The following is a 21,842-nucleotide window of genomic DNA, read 5'->3' as shown; positions in this document are numbered from 1 at the left end:
GCAATGCCATGACTTTCCCGAGTGCGGGCCGCCTGCCGGCCGAGCATGAATTGTCCATCAGCCGGCTGATCGACGCCCCGCGCAACAAGGTCTTTCGCGCCTGGACCGAACCTGCGCTGCTGGCGCAATGGTGGGGGCCCCACGGCATGACCACCCCGGAGTGCGAAATGGACCTGTGGGTGGGCGGTCAGTTTCGCACCCTGATGCGTGCCCCCGACGGCAGCGAGTACCCCACCATGGGGGTGTTCCTGGAGATCACCGCGCCCTCGCGGCTGGTGTTCACCGACGCCTTCCTGCCGGGCTGGATGCCTTCCGCCAAGCCCTTTATGACCGCCGAGGTGACCTTCGAGGAGCAGGGCGGCCAGACCCTCTACACCGCCCGCGCCATGCACTGGTCCGCGGCCGATCGCCAGGCCCACGAGGCCATGGGCTTTCACCAGGGATGGGGCGAGAGCCTGGAACGCCTGGTGGCCCTGGTGACCCAGGGCATGCCGGACTGATGCCGGGGCCGACCGCAGAGGCGCTGAAGGCCCGGGTGGAGCGGGTGTACCGCGAGGAATCGCGGCGCATCCTCGCCACCCTGATCCGCCTGCTGGGGGATTTCGACCTGGCCGAGGAGGCCCTGCACGAGGCCTTCTTCATTGCCGTGCAGCGTTGGCAGCTCGATGGCGTGCCGGACAACCCTCGGGCCTGGCTGGTGTCCGCCGGGCGTTTCAAGGCCATCGACAGCCTGCGCCGACGGGCCCGTTTCGCCGCGTCCCAGGCGCAACTGGCCAGCCAGCTGGAGCAACTGGAACAGCACGACTGGAGCGGTGAGGAGCTGCCAGACGATCGCCTGCGTCTGGTGTTCACCTGCTGCCACCCGGCATTGGCGGCGGATGCCCAGGTGGCGCTGACCCTGCGCGAGATCTGCGACCTCAGCACCGAGGAAATCGCCCGGGCCTTTCTGGCCACGCCGGCCACCATCGCCCAGCGCATTGTGCGCGCCAAGGCGAAGATCCGTGATGCCGGGATTCCCTATCAGGTGCCGGAGCGCAGCGAGTTGCCCGAACGCCTGGACAGCGTCTTGCGGGTTATCTACCTGGTGTTCAACGAAGGTTATTCGGCCTCCATGGGTGCCGAACTGAGCCGCGATGAGCTGACCGCTGAAGCCATTCGCCTGGGGCGCTTGTTGCTGGAGCTGCTGCCGGAGGCGGAAGTGCGCGGGTTGCTGGCGCTGATGCTGTTGCATGAGTCGCGGCGTGGTGCGCGGTTGTCCGCCGCGGGTGAGCTGATCCTGCTGGATCAACAGGACCGCTCGCTGTGGCAGCGGGCCTTGATCGATGAAGGCTGCGCCCTGGTGGAGCAGAGCTTGCGCGGCGGTGGTGCCGGTGCTTACTGCCTGCAAGCGGCGATTGCCGCGGTGCATGCCGAGGCCCCCAGCGCAGCCGAGACCGACTGGGCGCAGATTGTGGGCCTGTACGAGGTGCTGCTGCGCTTGCAGCCGTCGCCGGTGGTGCAGCTCAATCGCGCAGTGGCCCTGGCCCAGCGCGATGGAGCCGAGGCCGGGCTGGCCGAGGTGGAGGCGATTCTGGCGCGCGGCGAGCTGCAGGACTACCACCTGGCCCACGCCGCCCGGGCCGACTTCTGTCGCCAACTGGGGCGGCTCGACGCGGCGCGCGAAGCTTACCAGCGGGCCCTGGCCCTGACCCGGCAGGCGCCGGAGCGGCGTTTTCTCGAAGGCCGTCTGGCCGAGCTCGAATGATCCTCACGCCGTGGCAACCCTGGCTGCCGGCCTGAATCATTCGAGTATCTGCGCCAGCAGCCAGCTGCCGGCCGGTCCGGGTGGATGCAGGCGCGACCAGAGGGCATCCACCACCACACTGCGGGGCCAGCCACGGACCTCGAGTTCCTGCAGCTTGCCCGCGCCAAAGCCGTCCACCAGCCAGCGCGGCAGGGGCGCCCAGCCAAAGCCGCCCTGGGCCATCTCCAGCAGCATCAGGTAGCTGGGGGCCGACCAGACCCGGCCCTGGGTGCGGCTCTCGTAGGGGTTGAGCACCGTGGCCAGGCGCAGCTCCCGGTGCTGGCGCAGGGTATCCTGGTCGACCCGCACCTGCTGCGCCAGGGGGTGCTTGCGCGACACGTACAGCGACATCTCGCCCCGTTCCTCCAGGGTCTTGTGCTCCAGGTCCGCCGGGTAGTCGCCCTGCATCTCGGCGAAGGCGATCTGCGCCCGGCCGCTTTGCACCAGGGCAATCAGGTCGTCGCATTCGGCGATCAGGCATTCCAGCTCCAGTTCCGGGTAACGCTGCTCGAAGGCGCTCAGGCAGCTTTCGAAACGATCCGACTGATAGGTGTCGGACAGGGCCACGGTGAGTTTTGCCTCGACGCCCTGGGACAGCTGGCTGGCGGTCATTTCCAGGCGGCTGGTGGCGGCGAGTATGGCTTCCGCACGCTGCAGCAGCACATGCCCGGCCGGGGTCAGGCCGGGCTTGCGGCTGCTGCGGTCGAACAGCTGCACATTCAGGTCGATTTCCAGGCTGGCCACGGCCGCGCTGATGGTCGACTGGCTCTTGCCCAGCTGGCGCGCGGCGGCGGAGAACGAACCTTGGGTAGCGGCCTGGACAAAGGCCAGGAGCACTTCATGTGAGGCCATGAGCTATCGCCTTGATCGATGGTTATTGATTATGAAGTATCGACCCGATCCTGGATGATCGCCAGCGCATTCACTCAAGGAGCGGGCCATGAGCCTTCAGAAATCCCTTACCGAACGTATTTTCCAGGCTGTAGGTTTCGAACTGCTGGCGGTGTTGATCTGCACCCCGCTGCTGTCCTGGATCATGGATAAGCCCATGACCGACATGGGCCTGGTCACCCTGGGCGTCGGCCTGTTGGCCCTGAGCTGGAACGTGATTTTCAACAGCCTGTTCGATCGCCTGCTCAAGGCCCTGCGCCAGGCGCACAACGGTTGGACCCGGGTCGTGCATGCCCTGCTGTTCGAGGGTGGGCTGGTGCTGTTCGCGGTGCCGCTGATCGCCTGGTGGCTGGACATCAGCCTGCTGCAGGCACTGATCCTGGACCTGGGCGTGCTGCTGTTCTTCCTGCCGTACACCTATGTCTACCACTGGGGCTACGACGTACTGCGGGACAAGTGGCTGCAACAGCGCCTGGCCCATTGAGCGGCCTGGCGCGCAGGTTGTGAACAGGGTCGACGAAAGTTTCACCAGGCGCCTATTCTGGCGTAGAGGCGGGCGTCTGGGTTTCAGGTAAAAAACTGGACACTGTTCCGGGGTTTTCTGAAAAATGGTCGCTTGCAGGCGGCAGGCACTGAACCTGCCGCCCTTTCGACTATCTGAAGGCCATGACTATTTCCCGTAACTGGATCATCTGCGAGCACTGCGATTCGTTGTACGAAGCAGTGCCCCTCGGCAAAGGCCAGACTGCCCAGTGCTCGCGCTGTGGCGCGCTGCTGGCCCGTGCCCGGCACCTCAACGTGCAGCAGTTGCTGGCCCTGTCGATCAGCGCCGGGCTGTTGTTTGTCTTTGCCAACCTGTTCCCGGTGATCAAGATCAGCTTCGAGGGCCTGAGCAACGAGGCGACCCTCTGGCAATCGGTGGAGGCCCTGGCCCAGGGCCGCATCAGCCTGATTGCCGCGATCACCGGCCTGACCATCATTCTCGCGCCCTGCCTGCAGATTATCCTGCTGTGCTGGGTGCTGGGCTTTGCCAATCTCGGGCGCGCCGCGCCGGGCTTCAAGACCTGCATGCGGACCCTGGAGCAGCTGCGGCCGTGGAGCATGCTCGAGGTCTGCCTGCTGGGCATCCTGGTGGCCATCGTCAAGCTTGCCGGCATGCTCGATGTGCACCCGGGGCTGGGGCTCTGGGCCCTGGCGATGCTGACGGTGCTGATCATCCTGATTTCCGGCAAGGACATCCGCTACCTCTGGCATGACCTGGAGGGCCGCTACTGATGAGCACGCCGCCCTACGCCCGGGACTACCAACTGATGCTCTGCCACACCTGCGGCCAGGTCTGCCAGCAGTTCGAGCACCGCTGCCCGCGTTGCGACTCCGTGGTGCATGCGCGCAAGCCCAACAGCCTGGCGCGTACCTGGGCCTTTCTCCTGGCCAGCCTGATCTTCTACATTCCGGCCAACCTGTTGCCGGTGATGCACACCAGCCTCTTCGGCAGCGCCAGCGAGAACACCATCATGAGCGGCGTGGTGGAGTTCTGGAAACATGGTTCCTGGGACATTGCCCTGCTGATCTTCATCGCCAGCGTGGTGGTGCCCTGTATCAAGTTCTTCGTGCTCGGCACCCTGCTGGTGACCTGTCAGCGCCGCTCATCCTGGGCCCAGCGCGAACGGGCCAGGCTGTATCGTTTTATCGAAGTGATCGGCTACTGGTCGATGCTCGATGTGCTGGTGGTGGCCCTGGTGGCGGCTCTGGTGCAGTTCCGTGCCCTGAGCTCCATCGATCCGCGCATGGGCATTCTGTTCTTTGGTTTGGTGGTGGTGCTGACGATGTTGGCGGCCATGAGTTTCGATCCCCGGCTTATCTGGGATGTAGAGGTTGAAGATGTCTGATCATCCAGGTTCCAACGCAGCAAATCCGCCACCCGCTCCCGGTGCTCCGACGCTGCGCACGCGGCGTTTCAACGTCTCGCTGGTGTGGCTGGTGCCGATCGTCGCGGCCCTGGTGGGGCTGTCGATGGTGGTGCACAAGTCGCTGTCGGCGGGGCCGGAAATCAGCATCAGCTTCCAGACCGCCGAGGGCCTTGAGGCCAACAAGACCCAGGTCAAGTACAAGAACGTGGTGATCGGCAAGGTCACCGCCATTGCCTTGAGCGACGACCGCAAGAAGGTGGTGGCCAAGGTCGAGCTGGACCAGTCTGCCGAACCCTTTACCGCCGATGACTCGATGTTCTGGGTGGTGCGCCCGCGGATCGGCGCCAATGGCATTTCCGGGGTCGACACCTTGCTCTCCGGGGCCTTTATCGGTGCTGACGCTGGTCGCTCGGAAAACCGCAAGACCAGCTTCAAGGGCCTGGAGACGCCGCCACCCATCACCTACGGGCAGAAGGGCAAGCGTTTCACCCTGCACACCGACGACCTGGGTTCCCTGGATATCGGCTCGCCGGTCTATTACCGGCGCATCCAGGTGGGGCAGGTGGTGTCCTATCAACTGGCCAATAGCGGCAAGGGCGTGGACGTGAAGATCTTCGTCAACGCGCCCAACGACAAGTACGTCAGCACCGACAGCCGTTTCTGGAACGCCAGCGGGGTGGACGTGACCCTCGGCGCCAATGGCCTGAAGGTCAACACCGAATCGGTGTCGTCGATCCTCGCCGGCGGCATCGCCTTTGTCGAACCCAAGTACAGCCCCGACGCCAAGCCCGCCGAGGAAAATGCCGAATACACCCTGTTCGGCGACCAGGACACCGCCCTGGCGCCGCCCGATGGCGCGCCTTACTACATCCGCATGCGTTTCGATCAGGCCCTGCGTGGCCTGGCGGTCAATGCGCCGGTGGAGTTCCTTGGGGTGAATATCGGCAAGGTGGTGTCCATGGACCTGGACTACGACGAGCAGCGCAAGTATTTCCCGATGCTGGTGGGGGCGGTGATCTACCCCGACCGTTTGGGCCGGGCCCATGAAAAGCTGCTCAAGGAAGCCGGTGGCGAAGACGATCTGCGCTCGGCGCGGCTGATCAGTGCCTTCGTCAAGAACGGCCTGCGGGCCCAGGCCCGCAGTGGCAACCTGCTGACCGGGCAGTTGTTCATTTCCCTGGACTTCGTGGCCAATGCCAAGCCGGTGCCTTTCGACGCCAGCGCCCGGCCGCTGGAAATCCCCACGGTGCCGGGCAGCCTGGACAAGTTGCAGGAGCAGCTGCAGGCCGTGGTGGAGAAGATCAGCAAACTGCCGATCGATTCGATTGCCGCCAACCTCAACGGCAGCCTGGCGGAAATGCAGAAGACCCTGAAGCAGGTCAATGGCGAGGTGTTGCCGCAGATGCGCGACACCCTGGAGCAGTCGAAGAAGACCCTGGCCAGCGCCAACGAGAGCTTCTCCGAGGACTCGCCGCAACGCCAGAAACTCGGCCAGGCGATGGAGGAGGTGCAGCGCACGGCGCGGTCGGTACGGGTGCTCAGCGACTTCCTCGGGCGCCATCCTGAGGCGCTGATCCGCGGCCGGATCAAAGACAACCAACCGGATGCCTACCAGTCGCCATCCTCCTCTGTCCGCCAGTCCGTACCGGAAGCCCAGCCATGAAAACCCCTGCCCTGTTGTTCTGCCTGACCCTGGGGCTTGCCGCTTGCAGCTCCGCGCCGACCCATTACTACACCCTGCTGCCACCGGTGGCCGAAGGCCCTGGTCCGGCCTCCAACGCGGCCATGCAGTTCGAGATGTCGACGGTGCGGATTCCGGTGCAGGTGGACCAGCCGCAACTGGTGGTGCGCCAGGACAGCGGCACCCTGGCCATCCTTGAAACCCAGCGCTGGAGCGCGCCCCTGGTGGACGAATTCCACGACGCCCTGGCCAGCCAGCTGGAGCACAAGCTTGGCACCCGCAACCTGGAAGGGCTGCCCAAGCAGCCCGGGCGGCCGGTGCTGTCGGTGCAGACCGATGTGCGGCGTTTCGAATCCCTGCCCGGGCGCTATGCGCTGATCGATGTGGTCTGGAGCCTGCGCTTGCGCGGCGACGGCGGCCCGGTCCGCAACCTGACCTGCAGCAGCCAGATCCGCCAGCCGGCCGGGGTCGAGCCGAGCAGCCTGGTGCAGGCTCATCAGCAGGCCATCGCCCAGTTGGCCGGGCAGATCGCCGCTGCCGCGCAGCGCTGGGCCTGCCCCTGAAACAGGCAGGTCAGCGCCGGGCCGAGAGCTGCTGAGGGGCGAGGAAGGCGTCGTGGAAGTAGTCGCGCAGGGCCTGCATCGCCGGGGTGAAGCTGCGCTCGCGATGCCAGGCCAGGCCCACGCTCATGGGGGTGACCGCATCGCTGAGGCTCAGGGTCTCGATGCGCTTGCCCTCCAGTGACCAGGGACGGTGCACCAGGTCGGAGAGAATCGCCACGCCGCTGCCGTTGGCCACCATGCTGCGCACTGCCTCCACCGAACTGGTGCGCACCCGCACCCGGGGTTGCTGGCCGGCCTGTTCCCAGTAACGCATGGCGCTCTGTTCGGCTTCGTCGACGGTGAGCAGGATAAACGGTTCCTCGGCCACCTCCGCCAGGCTGACGCTGGTCCTCTCGCACAGTGGATGGTGGGCCGGCAGCCACAGCCGGCGCTCGGAGTTGAACAGGGTTTCCGAGACGATGTCCGGGTGGGTCAGGTTGGCGGTGAGCACCACCGCCATATCGAAGCGGCCCTCCAGCAAGCCTTGCTCGATGGCCTGGCGTTCCTGTTCATGCAGCTCGATGGTGACATCCGGGTGCCAGTGTTCCAGGCGTTGCAGGTGGTGCGGCAGGAAGTAGCCGATCACCGTGTAGCTGGCCGCCAGGTGCAGGGTGCCGCTGGCCCGGTAGTCTGGCAGCGGGCTGTTCAGGGCATCGTCGACGCTGCGCAGGATCACGTAGGCGCGGTTGAGAAAATGCCGCCCGGCATCGGTCAGGTTCATGCCCTGGGCCGTACGCACGAACAACTGCACGGCGAGCATGGCTTCCAGCTCCTTGATCGCCGTGGTCACCGCCGACTGGGAGATATTCAAGTGGATCGCCGCCTGGGAGATCTGCCCGATCTCGGCGGTGGCCACGAAGTAGCGCACCTGGCGCAAGGTCAACGACATGTCCCATTCCCCCATCACCCGTAGGCTGCTGTTACGGGTAGTTTTATCTGTTTTTCAGAAGATGCTCTATCTGATAATAGATCTTCCCAAGGGGTCAAGGCCGCTCTAATTTCCACTGCACGAAGTCACGAAAGTTGGAGCGACAGTGATGCAAGCAGTGGATTTCAATTCGGACATGGGCGAGAGCTTCGGCCCCTGGACCATTGGCGATGGCGTCGACACCGAGCTGATGGGTTTTATCAGCTCGGCCAATGTCGCCACCGGCTTTCACGCCGGCGACCCCGGCACCATGCGCCGCACCATCGAACAGGCCAAGCGCCTGGGGGTGGCCATCGGCGCTCACCCGGGGTTTCGCGACCTGGTGGGTTTCGGCCGCCGGCATATCAACGCCCCGGCCCAGGAGCTGGTGGACGACATGCTCTATCAGCTGGGCGCCCTGCGTGAGCTGGCGCGGGTGCAGGGCGTGCAGTTGCAGCACATCAAGCCCCACGGGGCGCTCTACATGCACCTGGCCCGGGATGAAGAGGCGGCGCGGCTGCTGGTGCAGAACCTGCGAAAGCTAGAGCCCGAGCTGCTGCTGTATTGCATGCCCAACTCGGTGATCTGGCGGGTGGCCCAGGAACTCGGGCAACCGGTGATTCGCGAGTTTTACGCCGATCGCGACTACGACCTCAGCGGTTCCATCGTCTTCACCCGCCAAGTGCGCGCCCTGGACCCCAGCGCCGTGGCGGCCAAGGTGCTGCGGGCCTGCCAGAACGGGGTGGTGCGCACCGTCGAGGGTCAAGATTTGCCCATCGAGTTCGACTCCATCTGCCTGCACAGCGATACCCCAGGCGCCCTGGACCTGGTGGAGGCCACTCGCACGGCGCTGGACCGGGCCGGCATCGAGGTGCGCGCTCCGCGCTGAGGCGCCTTGATCCCGGCACCGCGCACAGACGCGGGCGATCTGCGAAAGATGAATTTTTTTGCCTGCCTTTCTACAACTATTCCAAGAGGAACAGACATGGCCGAACACAGTGTTATCACCCCCTTGCCGGGCACCTTCTACCGCAAGGCCACCCCTGAATCGGCGCCCTATGCCGAGGTGGGCGAGCAGGTCAGCGCCGATACGGTGATTGGCCTGATCGAAGTCATGAAGCAGTTTTCCGAACTGACCGCCGGGAGTGCGGGTCGCCTCAGTGCCTTTCTGGTAGAGGACGGTGATCCGGTGGAACCGGGTCAGGTCGTCGCGACACTCGACAACTGAGGGGCGCAGCATGACTCAAGCGATCAACAAATTGCTGGTGGCCAACCGTGGCGAAATTGCCGTGCGCATCATCCGCGCGGCCAAGGCCCTGGGCATTCCTACCGTGGCCGCGTGCAGCGAGGCCGATGCCGACTCCATGGCCGCGCGCCTGGCCGATGAGGTGCAGATCATCGGTCCGGCCCGGGCCGATAAAAGCTACCTGAGTATTCCGGCGCTGCTGCAGGCCTTGCACGACAGCGGGGCCAACGCGGTACACCCGGGCTACGGTTTTCTCTCGGAGAATGCCGAGTTCGCCGAAGCGGTGGTCGAGGCCGGGGCGATTTTCGTCGGCCCTAGCGCCGAGACTATCCGTCGCATGGGCGACAAGGCCGAGGCGCGGCGTACCGCGCAGGCGGCCGGGGTGCCGGTGGTGCCCGGCTCCCCGGGTGAGCTGTTGGACCTGGCAGCGGCACTGCAGGCGGCCCAGGCAGTGGGTTATCCGCTGCTGATCAAGGCCAGTGCCGGCGGAGGCGGGCGCGGCATTCGCCTGGCCGCGGACGCGGCGCAACTGGCCGAGGAGTTCCCCCGGGCGCAACGCGAGGCGCAGACCGCCTTCGGCAATGGCGCGCTGTACCTGGAGCGCTTTATCGGCCGTGCGCGGCATATCGAAGTCCAGGTGCTGGGGGACGGCAAGCACGCGGTGCACCTGTTCGAGCGCGAGTGCTCGCTGCAACGGCGGCGGCAGAAAATCTTCGAGGAAGCGCCGTCGCCGGTGCTCAGCCAGGCCCAGCGTGAACAGTTGTGCAACAGTGCCGTGCGCCTGACCGAGGGCCTGGGCTACCAGGGCGCGGGCACCCTGGAGTACCTGTATGACGACAGCACCGGCGAGTTCTTCTTTATCGAGATGAACACGCGGATCCAGGTGGAGCACCCGATCAGCGAGCTGATCACCGGCATCGATCTGGTCCAGGCCATGCTGCGCATTGCCGGGGGGGAACCCCTGGGCCTGCGCCAGAGCGACATCCACCTCAATGGCGCGGCCTTGCAGATGCGCCTGAACGCCGAAGACCCAGCGCGGGATTTCTTCCCCAGCCCAGGCCGGGTCGAGCAGTTGATCTGGCCCCAGGGCGAAGGGCTGCGCATCGACAGCCACCTGTACCCGGGCTATGCGGTGCCGCCTTACTATGACTCGCTGCTGGCCAAGTTGATTGTCCATGGCGCGGATCGCCAGCAGGCCCTGGCCCGGGCGCGGCAGGCGGTGCAGCAGACCACCCTGAGCGGCATGGCCAGTACCCTGGCGCTGCACGCTGAACTGTTGGCCGAGCCCTGGTTGCAGCAGGCCGATTTTCACACCGGAACCCTGGAAACCTGGCTGGCCGAGCGCCGTGCCGGAGGTGTCGCATGAGCCAGCCGATTCGCTACAGCTTTGGTGCCGACGAGCACCTGTTCGCCGAAGTCAGCGACAGCATGTCCCTGGAGGCCTTCTTCAAGGGCATGGCGGTGACCCGCGCCGTGCAGCGCCTGGAACTGGACGGGGTGCTGGACATCTGCCTGGCCAACGCCTCGTTCCAGATCCGTTTCGACCCTGATCGCATCGCCCCGCAAACCCTGCTGGAAGCGGTGCAGCAGGCCGAGGCCGGGGCGGTGGCCGAACGCAGCTTGCACACCCGGATCATCGAGATCCCGGTGCTCTACAACGACCCCTGGACCCATGAAACCCTGATGCGCTTTCGCGACCGGCACCAGGACCCTAGCGCCACCGACCTGGAGTACGCGGCGCGGATCAACGGCCTGGCGGATGTCGAGGCCTTTATCGCCGCCCACAGCGGTGCGCCCTGGTTCGTTTCCATGGTGGGCTTTGTCGCCGGGTTGCCGTTCATGTTCCAGATGGTCGAGCGCCAGCGCCAGTTGCAGGTGCCCAAGTACCTGCGGCCACGCACCGACACGCCGAAGCTGACCCTGGGGCACGGCGGCTGCTTCGGTTGCATCTACTCGGTGCGCGGAGCCGGCGGTTACCAGATGTTCGGCGTGACCCCGGCACCGATCTACGACCCGCAGCAGCAATTGGCCTACCTCAAGCAGCACATGGTGTTCTTCCGTCCGGGAGACATCGTGCAGTTCAAGCCCATCGACCGCGCGGCCTACGACCAGGCAGTGGCCGAGGTCGAGGCCGGGCGCTTCGACCTGCGCATCCGCGAGGTGGAGTTTTCCCTGGAAGCCTTTCTCGCCGACCCGGTCGGCTATCCCCAGTCGCTGCAGGAGGTGCTGGCATGATCAAGGTTATCAAGGCGGGCCTGGCCACCTCGGTGCAGGACCTGGGCCGCGAAGGTTTCTATCACCTGGGGATTCCGCCGTCCGGCGCCCTCGACCAGTACGCCCTGAGCGCCGCCAACCAGTTGGTGGGCAACCCGGCGGGCGCGGCGGGGCTGGAGTGCACCTTGCTCGGCCCTGAGCTTGAGTTCAGCGAGGATGCCCTGGTGGCGGTCTGCGGTGCCCATATGACCCCCAAGCTGGATGGCGTCGACATGCACCTGGACACCGCCTTTGCGGTCAAGGCCGGGCAAGTGCTGCGCTTCGACTTTCCCAAGGCCGGGGCCCGGGCCTACCTGGCGGTGGCCGGCGGCATCGAGGTGCCGCTGGTGCTGGGCAGCCGTTCAACCTACGCCCTGGGTGGCCTGGGTGGTTACCAGGGCCGGCGCCTGGCGATTGGCGATGAACTGCCGGTGGGTGTCGCCAGTGGCAAGGGCCGCCCCGGCGCCAGCCTGCCCATGGCCCTGCGCCAATCCCTGGGGGGTGAAATCAGCTTGCGGGTGGTGCCGGGCCTGTACTACGAGCGCCTGAGCGAGGCGGCCAAGGCCAGCTTCTTCGCCGAAGCCTGGACCGTGGGTTCGGAGGCGGACCGCATCGGCTATCGCTTCAAGGGCGGCAGTGCCCTGGGCTTCCAGCCCCGTGAGCAGCCATTCGGTGCCGGTTCCGATCCGTCGAATATCGTCGACAGTTGCTACCCGATCGGTTCGATCCAGGTGCCGGCGGGGCTCGAACCCATTGTGTTGCATCGGGATGCGGTGTCCGGCGGCGGCTACGCGATGATCGGCACGGTGATCAGCGCCGACCTCGACCTGATCGGCCAGATGCAACCCAACCAGAAGGCCCGCTTCGTTGCGGTGACCCTGGAAGAAGCGCTGGAGGCTCGGCGCTCCTACAAGAAAAAGCTCAGCTGCCTGAGCAAGCTGTTTCCTTCCTGATTCTGCCCGCCGCATAGCGCGGGCCATGCCAGACGGCAAGCCAACACCGCACCTGGGTGCGGTGACGGCTGCCCGCGCTTCTACCCTTGATCGGTTCTGGAGTTCACGCCTATGGCTGCTTTATCGCAAGCGAATCAAACCGGGCAGGCCCCGGCCAACGTTGCCGTTCCCAGTGCTGCACGGATGGGCCGGCTGTCTTTGACCATGGCCTGGTGGGCCGTGTGCAGTGCGATGTTCTACATAGTGGTGGGGGCCTCCCTGGCGCTGACCCATGGCACCCGCAATGCGCTGATCGGCATGCTCCTGTCGGTGCTCAGCTATGGCTTGGTGAACAGTGTGCTGAGCCGCTTCGCGATGCGCAGCGGGCTCTCGGTGGCGCTGTTCTCGCGGCTGTTGTTTGGCAGCAGCGGGGCTTGCCTGGCGACCCTGATCTTCTTTTCCACGGCTATCTACTACGCGGTGTTCGAGGGCTCGGTGATCGCCGTGGCGCTCAATCACCTCTACCCGCAACTGTTGTATCCGCTGGCGGCGCTGCTGGTGGTGCTGTACAGCGTGCCGCTGATTCTGGGCAGCGTGCAGCACTGGCTGGACAAGCTCAACGGCGTGCTGCTGCCGGTGTACCTGGCGGGTTTGCTGTTCGCCGTGGGCCTGTCCATCGCCCGCTATGGCTACCAGCCGCAGTGGCTGGATTTTGGCCCGGCGCACCCCAGCAGCACAGGTTGGTGGGACTGCTTCGTGGCCTATATGGGGGTGTGGATCCTGATGCTGTTCACCTTCGACTACGCCCGTTTCGGCAAGCCCGAGGACGCCGGCTACCATGGTCGCTGGAACTTCGGCATGCCGTTCTACACGGTGACCTTCCTGCTCAACGGCGCGGCGGGAATCTACCTGGTGAGCAGCATTCCCCATGCAGGGGCGCTGAATGAAGTGTCGGTGGTGATGGCCATCCTGCAGTTGATGGGGCTGTGGGGGCTGTTGTTCGTCTGGGCCACGCAAACCCGGATCAACACCGCCAACTACTACCTGGCGACCCTGAACATGCAGGCGTTTTTCGCTCGATTCGGCGTGCGCGGTTCCTACCTGGTGTGGGCGCTGGTGGTGGGGGTGATTGTCTACGCCCTGATGCTGGCGGATGTGTTTGCCTACCTGCTCAAGGCCCTGGCCTATCAGGGGATCTTCGTGGTGGCCTGGGTCGGCGTGGCCCTGGCGCAGATTCTTGCCGGGCGCACTCGGATCGAGGCTGTCGAGCAAGCCCCGGCGTTCAACCCGGTGGGGCTTGCGGCCTGGTTCGGCGGCACCGCCCTGGGCCTGATGCTGATGTGGGCCGGTGGCGGCCTGGCGAGTTTTTCCGCGCCCTTGACCGGGGTCCTGGCGTTTGCCTTGCAGGCCGCGCTGAGCAATCGCCAGCGGGCCCGGCTGGCCGCCGCCGGCTGACCGGCAAGCGACAGGCTTAGAAGATCTGGGTGAACAGCCAGTACAGGCTGCCGGACAGCAGGATGGCCGCTGGCAGGGTCAGGATCCAGGCCATGGCCAGGTTGCGGATGGTGCGCATCTGCAAGCCGCCGCCATTGGCCACCATGGTGCCCGCCACCCCCGAAGAGAGAACGTGGGTGGTGGACACTGGCAGGCCGAACATGTCTGCCGCGCCAATGGTGAGCATGGCCACGGTTTCCGCCGAGGCGCCCTGGGCGTAAGTCAGGTGGGTCTTGCCGATTTTCTCGCCGACGGTAACCACGATGCGCTTCCAGCCAACCATGGTGCCCAGGCCCAGGGCGATGGCCACGGCGATCTTCACCCACAGCGGGATAAAACGGGTGGCGTTGTCGATCTGTTGCTTGAACAGTTGCAGCTTGTCCCGGGTGTCCTGATCGAAATGGCCGACCTGGTTCTTGTCCATCAGGCGGATGGTTTCGCTGGTCAGGTACATGTCGTTGCGCACGTTGCCCATGGCTTCGGCCGGCACCTTGGCCAGCGAGCCATAGCCTTTCACTTCATTGCCGATGGCACCGGTCAGGGCCGCCAGGGCCGGCACCAGTTCGGGCGTTGCCTGCTTGCTGCGCATGTATTCCGAGAGCACCGCGCGCGGGTCGGCGGGGGCTGCTTGCGGGGCATTTTTTACCAGCGCCTGCTGGGTGACTTCGGCCACCGCGGCAAATTGCAGCGACTGGTCGGCGGGCATGGTGCGGTTCAGGGCGTAGGCCATGGGCAGGGTGCCCACCAGGATCAACATGATCAGGCCCATGCCTTTCTGGCCGTCATTGGAGCCGTGGGCAAAGGACACCCCGGTGCAGGTCAGGATCAGCAGGCCGCGAATCCACCAGGGCGGTGGTGTGTCGCCCTTGGGCGCCTGGTACAGGGCGCGGTTCTTGACGAACAGGCGCAGGGCCAGCAACAGCAGGGCGGCGAACACGAAGCCGATCAGGGGCGAGAACAGCAGGGCATAGCCGACCTTGGTGGCCTGGGCCCAGTCCACGCCGCTGGTGCCGTCGCGGCCGTGCATCAGGGCATTGGCCACGCCGACGCCAATGATCGAGCCGATCAGGGTGTGGGACGAAGACGCCGGCAGCCCCAGCCACCAGGTGCCGAGGTTCCACAGGATAGCGGCGATCAGCAGGGCGAAGATCATTGCGAAGCCGGCGGAGGACCCCACTTGCAGGATCAGTTCCACCGGCAGTAGGGCGATGATGCCGAAGGCCACCGCGCCGCTGGACAGCAGCACTCCGAGGAAATTGAACAAGCCGGACCAGACCACCGCGAACTGCGGCGGCAGCGAATGGGTGTAGATCACCGTGGCCACGGCATTGGCGGTGTCGTGGAAACCGTTGACGAACTCGAAGCCCAGGGCGATCAGCAGCGCCACCCCCAACAGCAGGAAGGGTGTCCAGGTGGTGATCGTGGTGCCCAGCTCGTGCATGTCGTGCACCAGGCTGTAGGCGGTGAACAGCAAGCCCAGGGCCAGCACCGCGCAGAACACCACCAGGGTGAAGGGGCCGGGTTTCTTGTCGAGTTGCGGCTTGGCGTCAAGCCTGGGAGATGGGGCGGTCAGGGACGGGGTGGCCATTGCTGGACAATCCTGTGGCGGGAAGGAGTGTCACCCATGATCGTTGCTGAATATTACAGAGAGACTGCCTTAGGTCAGTGTTTCGGCGATTGGCTTCTGCATTGGTCTGTTTGACCCTAGCGTTGCCGCCATCCACCGACGACCGCCCCGTCCCGTAGGCGCTGGTTTTTCAGTAGTCCTGGCGCTTGCGAAAGGCCCAGCGCCCGGCAATCAGGGTAAAGGTGGCCACCAGTGCCACCAGGATCCAGAAACCTTCCGGGTCGCCGGAGAAGGGGATGCCGCCGACGTTCATGCCGAAGAAACCGGCGATGATATTGATCGGCAGCGCCAGTACCGTGACCACGGTCAGGGTGAACAGGGTGCGGTTGGTCTGTTCGTTGAGGTTGGCGGCGATCTCCTCCTGCAACAGCTTGATCCGCTCGCCCAGGGCGGTGAGGTCGTTGATGATCAGGGCGAACTCCTCGGTGGATTTGCGCAGTTCCTTGACGTCTTCCTTCTGCAGCCATTGCGGTGGACGGTTGAGCAGCCGCAGCAGCGAGCCCGGCTCCAGGGCCAGCAGGCGTTGCAGGCGCACCAGCACCCGGCGCATGGCCCCCAGTTCGGCGCGGTTGGTGGACACTCGGGCGGCCAGCAACTGGTCTTCGATCTGGTCGACGCTGAGGCTGGTCTTGCGCACGATCTGGGTCAGCACTTCGCCCTGGTCGCGCAGCAGGTGCACCAGCAGTTCCAGGGGCGAGCGAAAACGTTCGCCGGCCTTGACCGAGGAGCGCAGTTTGTCCACCGAGTGCAGGGGTTGCAGGCGGGCGCTGACGATCAGGTTGCTACGCACGCAGACCCACAGGGTGGAGATGTCCGAGGAGACCATGCTGCTGAAGTTGAACACCACGTCGTTGACCACCGCCAGCAGCGCCGAGTCGACGTGTTCGATGCGGGTCGAACGCGAGCCTTCGTGCAGGGCCTCGAAGAATTCCTCGGGCAATTGCAGGTGGGCCTGCATCCAGCGTTCGCAGGCGGCGTGGGCCAGGTTCAGGTGCAGCCAGAGAAACTCGTCGTTGCTGGCTTGTGGCTGTTGCAGGGCGTGCAGGGCCTTGGCCGAATCCAGTTCGCGGCCGCGTTCGCCGGGACGAAAGGCGAAGCCGTAGAGCAGGCCGAACAGGTCGGCGTCACGGTGACTCTGGTCGATGCTGTGGTTCATGGAGTCTCGCAGGAGGGCAGTGCCTGGCGGGGCTTTCGCAGGTTCACCTGGGCCTCATCATGGCAAGGCTTTTTGACATTTTTGTGACGTTTAAAAGTGCACAATTTTTGACGGTGTACCGGTGGTCGGCGGCGCTCAAGAATGGGCCGCCAGTGCCGATCACGCTCACATGCAATCTGCATTCGAGCCACTTCGAATGCTCCTGACAGGGATGTTCGGACCCATGCATGCCTTTTGCCGGCCTGCCTTATTCCTGCCATGAGATCTTCTCGATGTTTTTGCAAAAATCCCTGAGAGCGCAAATTCTTGCCCTGCTGAGCGGTAGCCTGTTTGCGATGCTGTTGATCGCCCTGGCGTCTTTCCACTTCCTGTCTTCTGGCGTACAGAGCTACCGCGCATTGATCGACGGCCCGTTGCAGAGCTCGCAACTGATCGACGAGGCCAACCTGCAGTTCAAGAGCCAGGTGCAGGAGTGGAAGAACGTGCTGCTGCGGGGCAAACAGCCCCAGGACCTGAACAAGTACTGGCAGCTGTTCGAGGATCGGCAGCGGGATGTGCAGAACATTCTTGGCCAACTGGCCCAGGCTCCAGGCCTGGACTCGAGCCTGAAGAGCCGGGTGCAGCGCCTGGCGCAAGAGCACCGCCAGCTTGGCGCGGCCTACCAGACGGGCCGTGATGCCTATGTGGCGCAGGGCGCCGATCCGGCTGCCGGCGATGCCGCGGTCAAGGGCGTGGACCGGGCCACCAGCGAGCAGATGAGCGAACTGGTGATCGAGTTGCGCAAGCACAGCGAGCAGCAGTCCCGCGATATCAGCGCCGCGGCCGACCGTACGGTGTGGCTGGGGATCACGGTAATGCTCGCCTCCGGCCTGCTGATTGGCCTGCTCAGCCTGTGGCTGGTCAACCGCAGCCTGGTGCAGCCGATCCGCCAGTTGATCGACTATGTGGCCCAGCTCAGCCGTGGTCAGTTCGCCGAGCGCGTGGCCAGCACCCGTGAGGATGAACTGGGCCGGTTGGCCGCCGCCGCCAACACCCTGCGGGATTTCCTCGCCCAGACCTTCAGCAGCCTGCAGCGCAGTGCCTCGGCGCTGGACAGTTCCAGTGGCGAGCTCAATTCCATTGCCACCCTGATGTCCCAGGGCACCAACGAGCAGTTCAGCCGCACCGACCAGGTGGCCACGGCGATGAACGAGATGTCCGCCACGGCCCAGGAAGTGGCGCGCCATGCCGCCGATGCCGCACGTGCCGCCGACGATGCCGATCAGTCGGCGCAGCAGGGCGAGCAGGTGATGCAGAGCACCATCCACAGCATCACCCAGATGCGCGGCGAGATTGCCAACACCGCTTCGGTGATCCGTCAGCTGGAAACCGACAGCGGGCGCATTGGCAAGGTCCTGGAAGTGATCCAGGGGATTGCCGAGCAGACCAACCTGCTGGCCCTCAACGCTGCCATCGAAGCGGCCCGGGCCGGCGAGGCCGGGCGCGGTTTCGCCGTGGTCGCCGATGAAGTGCGCAGCCTGGCCCAGCGCACAGCGGCGTCGATCATCGAGATCAACCAGATCATCCAGACCGTGCAGACCGGCGCGGTGGACGCCGCCCAGGCGATCGAGAGCGGGCAGTCGCGCAGCGAGCAGAGCGTCAAACAAGTGACCGAGGCCGGGGCCATGCTGGAGCGCATCACCGAGGCGGTGGAAGCGATTCGCGACATGAACCGGCAGATCGCCACCGCGGCCGAGGAGCAAACTTCGGTGGCCGAGGACATTTCGCGCAACCTCACCGAGATCACCTCGATTGCCAGCACCAACCTGGACAATGTCCAGCGCACCGAGGCAGCGAGCCGCAACCTGCATGGCTTGTCGGGGCAGTTGAACGAAGTGACCGCGCGTTTGAGCGCCTGAAGTCGCAGAGCCGGTGCCGACCTCAGGCAGGTCGATACCCAGTGACAAACAGCACAAGGCCGCGCTGCCAATAAGGAGCGCGGCCTTGTGCTGTGCGGGGTCTTACTTGTCTTGCTTGTTGCTCAGGACCTTGCCGGTCTTGGCGTCCAGGTCCACGTCCCACTCGATGCCTTTGCTGTCGCGCAGCTCCACCTGATAGACGTAGGCGCCGGTTGCGGTTTGCTCCAGTTCGGTGTCGGTGATATTCGCGGCGGTGGTGCCCGGGTGCTGGGCCAGGGCAGCCTGGTTGAGTTGTTCCAGATCCATGATGGCGCCGGACTTGAGCAGGCCCGGGATCAGGTCCGGGCGCACATCGGCCTGGGCCAGGCCGGCGCCGAGGGTCAGGGCGGCAGCGGCGAACAGTGCGGAGAATTTGGTCATGGTGTCGATTCCTTGGGGTGATGGCTTGGGATGGGCACAGGTTAGTTGCTGCAACTTAATTCACCCTTAATTCAACGCAGTGTTTGCGCCGTTTGTTCAAGCCGCGCTGCCAGGGCCGGTCGCAAGCTGGGGCTCCCTAGAAGGAGACTCAGTGAATGAAACAGATGTTTGCGTGCTTGTACGGGCCGTTGTTCTTTGGCGGATTCATCGGTGCTGCCCTGTACTGGATGGCGACCCCGGGAGCCGGGGCGGGGGGCTTGCTGGTGCTGTTCGCGGTGGCCCTGCTTGTGTCGTTCCTGGCGGAGTGGGGGCTGCCCTACGAACCGCTATGGAATCGCTCCCAGGGTGACCGGCTGCGGGACTGCCTGCATGCGCTGGTCAATGAAAGCCTGAACGCTGTCGGCCTGCTGGCCCTGCCGGGGCTGGTGGCGCTGCTGGCCCATGACGGCCTGTGGCCGCGGGACTGGCCGCTGTGGGGACAATTGGCGCTGGCGATAGTGATCGCCGATTGCGGGATCACCCTCGCGCACTACGCCAGCCATCGCTGGGCCTGGCTCTGGCGCCTGCATGCAGTGCATCACAGTGTGCAGCGCATGTACGGTTTCAACGGCCTGCTCAAGCACCCGCTGCATCAGTTGCTGGAGGCCTCGGCGGGCTTGCTGCCCTTGCTGGTGCTGGGGATTCCCTTGCCGGTGGCGCAGCTGTTGGCGCTGGCCATCGCCATCGAGCTGCTGTTGCAGCATTCCAATGTCGATATGCGCCTGGGGCCGTTGCGCTGGGTGTTCGCCTGGGCGCCGGTGCATCGCTTTCATCACATGAAGTACGGCCGCGCCGGGGACGTGAATTTCGGCCTGTTCTTCAACCTCTGGGACGGGTTGCTGGGCACCGCGTTCTATCGCCATGACTATGCAATGCGCCAGGGCGACCTGGGGATCGGCAGCCGTCCGGATTACCCCGTGGCCTACTTAGCGCAATTGCTGGAGCCCTTCAGGGCCCAGCACTACAGCGCCGAACCCCGAGTACCCGAGGCCTTGCGCCGCCCGGTCAGGCCAGCAGCCGCGGATTGAGGGTTTTCAGGGCCTGGCCGGCGCTGACGCCAAACAGCGCCTTCAAGGTGCGGGAGCAGTGCGCACTGTCGGCGAAACCCGCACCGTGGGCGGCCTGGGTCATGCTCTGGCCCTGCAGGACCAGGGCCATGGCCAGGCGCAAGCGGCGCCAGAGCACCAGGCGCCGCACCGACAGGCCAACATCGCGGCTGAACAGGCGCTCCAGCTGGCTCAGGGAGACATGGGCCTCGGCCGCCAGCTGGGTGGCTGCCACCTTGCCTTCCAGGGTCGCGTCCAGGGCTTGCAGGGCGCGCTCCACACGAGGGTCGGCAATGGGCTGGCGTGGGCATTGCTCCAGGGCCGCCTGCAGCTTTGGCAACGAGGCCTCGACACCTTCGACACAGCGTTGCAGGTCGCTGGCGGCGATGCGCAGCGGTTCGGCATAGAGGCTGAACGCCGGGTCCGGAGCCTGGACCATGGCGTGGCGCTGCAAGGCCGGGATCAGCAGGCAATGCCCGCTATGGCGCACGCCGTCGAGTTCCACCGTGACCGGCGAGCCAACCGCGATGATCAGTTGATGGGCGTAGTGGGCATGGGCCGTGGTGTGCCCCAATTGGCCCTGGACCAGGCCGTAGTCGGGGCCCAGCCAGAGTTCGCCGCGCCAGTAGGAGGTGCCCATTTTAGTAACCGCTGGCCTCCAGCAGCTGGGGCACGCCGGCGCTGGGGGCACGCTTGAAGTACTTGAGCAACTCGTCGCTGCGGTTGGTGAAGATGCCATCGACCCCGGCCGCCATCACCTTCTTGAAGTCCACGGGCTCGTCGACGGTGTAGACATGCACCAGCAGCCCTTGCTCGTGGGTGTACTGATTCATCCAGGGTTGCACCAGGTCGGCATAGCTTTGCTCGCCACCGCCGCTGAGGGCTGCCGAGGGGCCGGTGGCGATGGCGCCCTGGGCCTTGGCGAAGTCGACCCAGCGCTTGAATTCAGCCGGGTCCTTGGGCAACTGGCGGGCGAGGAAGGCGGCCTTGTCGGTTTCGCCGCTGCTGGCGAAGCTCTGCCCCGAGGCCGGTTCGATGCTCCCCGGAGCCAGCCACAACAACAGCACCTTGGGCACCTTGGGCATTTCCTGGTGCAGCAGCTCCAGGCTGTGCTTGTCGAAGGTCTGCAGCACCACCTTGCCCTTGCCCTGACCCACCGCCAGTTCGCTCTTGGCCAGCTTGGAACCCGCCGGGCTCAGCCAGCCGCGGTCCTGGAGCTTTTCCTTGAGGTCGCGTTCGATGCCGGGAAACAGTTGCGGTTCCTTGGTCTCGATATAGAGCCCGGGCTTGTGCCGCGCGCTGCCCTGGGCGATGTCGATGATTTCATCCAGGGTGAGGATTTTCAGGCCGGCAAAACTCCCCCGTGCCCGCTCCGGGTGGGCCTGGTTGAACCAACTGCCGGCGTCGAGGGTTTTCAGTTCGGCCATGGTGAAGGCGTTGGCCGGGCTGTCCTTGCGCTCGGGGAATTTCTGCGCCACGTCGGTGGTGCGTTGCAGGTTGTTGTCGTGCAGGGCGAAGAGCACGCCGTCCTTGCTGCGTTGCAGGTCCAGCTCCAGGTAGTCGGCCCCCAGATCCCGGGCCAGTTTGTAGGCGGCGGCGGTGGATTCGGGGGCGTCGAAGGAGGCGCCACGATGGGCGATTACTGCCGGCTGGGGGATGCCCTGGCGGGCCGCCAGGGCATCCGGGTCGGGTTGTTCGGTGGCCTGGGCCAGGCCGCAAGCGAGCATCAAGCCCAGCATCAGGGCAGGGGAGGTAAAGGTCGCTGGCATGCTCGAAGTCCTTTCGTGGGGGGGATTTCAACGACCTATCTTTTAGCAACACAATGACGCTTGTGCTATCTCCAGAGCGACATAAACCCCTCTGATGCGCATCTTTCAGGGTTTTTTCCAGCGCTTTGCAGTACTCTTGGCCAGCGCAGTTTCCCCGTCAGAGGGAAGCCTGAAAACAGCCCTTACCT

22 protein-coding genes are annotated in these 21,842 nt (G+C 65.1%); 15 read left to right on the top strand and 7 right to left on the bottom strand.

The features are described from left to right. Positions 1-8 precede the first annotated feature (8 nt). Both J4P02_RS14280 and J4P02_RS14275 read left to right on the top strand, forming a co-directional pair. Positions 9-500: an SRPBCC family protein gene (locus J4P02_RS14280; RefSeq protein WP_426191250.1), complete on the top strand. Its 492-nt coding sequence runs from the start codon at positions 9-11 to the stop codon at positions 498-500. Beyond that, on the top strand, positions 500-1,744 hold the full coding sequence (locus J4P02_RS14275; RefSeq protein ID WP_426191249.1) for an RNA polymerase sigma factor: 1,245 nt from the start codon (positions 500-502) through the stop codon (positions 1,742-1,744). Before J4P02_RS14280 ends, J4P02_RS14275 begins: the two co-directional genes overlap by 1 nt. Positions 1,745-1,780: 36 nt before the next feature. Here the strand turns inward: J4P02_RS14275 and J4P02_RS14270 are convergent, their stop codons facing one another. Beyond that, on the bottom strand, positions 1,781-2,635 hold the full coding sequence (locus J4P02_RS14270; RefSeq protein ID WP_426191247.1) for a LysR family transcriptional regulator: 855 nt from the start codon (positions 2,633-2,635) through the stop codon (positions 1,781-1,783). Positions 2,636-2,723: 88 nt separating this feature from the next. On the opposite strand from J4P02_RS14270, the gene J4P02_RS14265 reads away from it, so the two are divergent. The 5 genes from J4P02_RS14265 (at position 2,724) to J4P02_RS14245 (ending at position 6,828) form a co-directional block, all read left to right on the top strand. After that, positions 2,724-3,158 (top strand): multidrug/biocide efflux PACE transporter, encoded by a 435-nt coding sequence (locus J4P02_RS14265; protein ID WP_426191245.1) that lies wholly within the window; start codon positions 2,724-2,726, stop codon positions 3,156-3,158. 182 nt (positions 3,159-3,340) lie between these two features. Continuing rightward, the gene (locus tag J4P02_RS14260; protein ID WP_426191243.1) at positions 3,341-3,949 is read left to right on the top strand and encodes a paraquat-inducible protein A; all 609 of its coding nucleotides are present in this window, start codon (positions 3,341-3,343) and stop codon (positions 3,947-3,949) included. Then, complete coding sequence (locus J4P02_RS14255) at positions 3,949-4,563, top strand: paraquat-inducible protein A (protein WP_426191241.1); 615 nt, start codon at positions 3,949-3,951, stop codon at positions 4,561-4,563. Before J4P02_RS14260 ends, J4P02_RS14255 begins: the two co-directional genes overlap by 1 nt. After that, the gene (locus tag J4P02_RS14250) at positions 4,556-6,247 is read left to right on the top strand and encodes an intermembrane transport protein PqiB (RefSeq protein ID WP_426191239.1); all 1,692 of its coding nucleotides are present in this window, start codon (positions 4,556-4,558) and stop codon (positions 6,245-6,247) included. The genes J4P02_RS14255 and J4P02_RS14250 overlap by 8 nt, the downstream gene beginning before the upstream one ends. Next, on the top strand, positions 6,244-6,828 hold the full coding sequence (locus J4P02_RS14245; protein WP_426191237.1) for a PqiC family protein: 585 nt from the start codon (positions 6,244-6,246) through the stop codon (positions 6,826-6,828). Before J4P02_RS14250 ends, J4P02_RS14245 begins: the two co-directional genes overlap by 4 nt. A gap of 10 nt (positions 6,829-6,838) precedes the next feature. On the opposite strand, the gene J4P02_RS14240 is transcribed toward J4P02_RS14245, so the two are convergent. Next, the gene (locus J4P02_RS14240; RefSeq protein WP_426191235.1) at positions 6,839-7,756 is read right to left on the bottom strand and encodes a LysR family transcriptional regulator; all 918 of its coding nucleotides are present in this window, start codon (positions 7,754-7,756) and stop codon (positions 6,839-6,841) included. Positions 7,757-7,904: 148 nt separating this feature from the next. Between J4P02_RS14240 and J4P02_RS14235 the strand changes: the two genes are divergently transcribed. The 6 genes from J4P02_RS14235 to J4P02_RS14210 all read left to right on the top strand — a co-directional run bounded on the left by J4P02_RS14235 (position 7,905) and on the right by J4P02_RS14210 (position 13,660). Then, on the top strand, positions 7,905-8,663 hold the full coding sequence (locus J4P02_RS14235) for a 5-oxoprolinase subunit PxpA (RefSeq protein ID WP_426191233.1): 759 nt from the start codon (positions 7,905-7,907) through the stop codon (positions 8,661-8,663). A 96-nt stretch (positions 8,664-8,759) separates the two neighbouring features. Beyond that, a complete protein-coding gene (locus tag J4P02_RS14230) occupies positions 8,760-9,002 on the top strand; it encodes an acetyl-CoA carboxylase (RefSeq protein ID WP_426191231.1) in 243 nt (80 codons plus the stop codon). 10 nt (positions 9,003-9,012) lie between these two features. Beyond that, positions 9,013-10,386, top strand: a complete 1,374-nt coding sequence (locus J4P02_RS14225) for an acetyl-CoA carboxylase biotin carboxylase subunit (protein WP_426191229.1) — start codon at positions 9,013-9,015, stop codon at positions 10,384-10,386. Then, a complete protein-coding gene (locus J4P02_RS14220) occupies positions 10,383-11,255 on the top strand; it encodes a 5-oxoprolinase subunit B family protein (RefSeq protein WP_426191227.1) in 873 nt (290 codons plus the stop codon). The genes J4P02_RS14225 and J4P02_RS14220 overlap by 4 nt, the downstream gene beginning before the upstream one ends. Then, complete coding sequence (locus J4P02_RS14215) at positions 11,252-12,226, top strand: biotin-dependent carboxyltransferase family protein (RefSeq protein WP_426191225.1); 975 nt, start codon at positions 11,252-11,254, stop codon at positions 12,224-12,226. The genes J4P02_RS14220 and J4P02_RS14215 overlap by 4 nt, the downstream gene beginning before the upstream one ends. A 111-nt stretch (positions 12,227-12,337) precedes the next feature. Next, a complete protein-coding gene (locus J4P02_RS14210; RefSeq protein WP_426191223.1) occupies positions 12,338-13,660 on the top strand; it encodes a purine-cytosine permease family protein in 1,323 nt (440 codons plus the stop codon). Positions 13,661-13,676: 16 nt separating this feature from the next. Here J4P02_RS14210 and J4P02_RS14205 read toward each other — a convergent pair whose 3' ends face one another. Both J4P02_RS14205 and J4P02_RS14200 read right to left on the bottom strand, forming a co-directional pair. Beyond that, the gene (locus tag J4P02_RS14205) at positions 13,677-15,287 is read right to left on the bottom strand and encodes an inorganic phosphate transporter (protein ID WP_426191221.1); all 1,611 of its coding nucleotides are present in this window, start codon (positions 15,285-15,287) and stop codon (positions 13,677-13,679) included. A gap of 169 nt (positions 15,288-15,456) precedes the next feature. After that, a complete protein-coding gene (locus J4P02_RS14200; protein ID WP_426191219.1) occupies positions 15,457-16,482 on the bottom strand; it encodes a transporter in 1,026 nt (341 codons plus the stop codon). 272 nt (positions 16,483-16,754) lie between these two features. Here J4P02_RS14200 and J4P02_RS14195 point away from each other — a divergent pair, with 272 nt between their 5' ends. Beyond that, a complete protein-coding gene (locus tag J4P02_RS14195) occupies positions 16,755-18,380 on the top strand; it encodes a methyl-accepting chemotaxis protein (RefSeq protein ID WP_426191217.1) in 1,626 nt (541 codons plus the stop codon). Between the two features lie 102 nt (positions 18,381-18,482). On the opposite strand, the gene J4P02_RS14190 is transcribed toward J4P02_RS14195, so the two are convergent. Further along, the gene (locus tag J4P02_RS14190) at positions 18,483-18,800 is read right to left on the bottom strand and encodes a PepSY domain-containing protein (RefSeq protein WP_426191215.1); all 318 of its coding nucleotides are present in this window, start codon (positions 18,798-18,800) and stop codon (positions 18,483-18,485) included. 155 nt (positions 18,801-18,955) lie between these two features. Here J4P02_RS14190 and J4P02_RS14185 point away from each other — a divergent pair, with 155 nt between their 5' ends. Then, complete coding sequence (locus tag J4P02_RS14185) at positions 18,956-19,867, top strand: sterol desaturase family protein (RefSeq protein ID WP_426191213.1); 912 nt, start codon at positions 18,956-18,958, stop codon at positions 19,865-19,867. Here J4P02_RS14185 and J4P02_RS14180 read toward each other — a convergent pair. Then, positions 19,845-20,525, bottom strand: a complete 681-nt coding sequence (locus tag J4P02_RS14180) for a helix-turn-helix domain-containing protein (RefSeq protein ID WP_426191211.1) — start codon at positions 20,523-20,525, stop codon at positions 19,845-19,847. The genes J4P02_RS14185 and J4P02_RS14180 overlap by 23 nt on opposite strands. Before the next feature lies 1 nt (position 20,526). Then, positions 20,527-21,654, bottom strand: coding sequence for a glycerophosphodiester phosphodiesterase (locus J4P02_RS14175; RefSeq protein WP_426191209.1), 1,128 nt, complete (start codon positions 21,652-21,654; stop codon positions 20,527-20,529). Positions 21,655-21,842 lie beyond the last annotated feature (188 nt).

This window comes from Pseudomonas sp. NFXW11 (assembly GCF_049887815.1).
Taxonomy (GTDB): Bacteria; Pseudomonadota; Gammaproteobacteria; order Pseudomonadales; family Pseudomonadaceae; genus Aquipseudomonas.
This window is presented reverse-complemented; position numbering and strand designations above follow the sequence as displayed.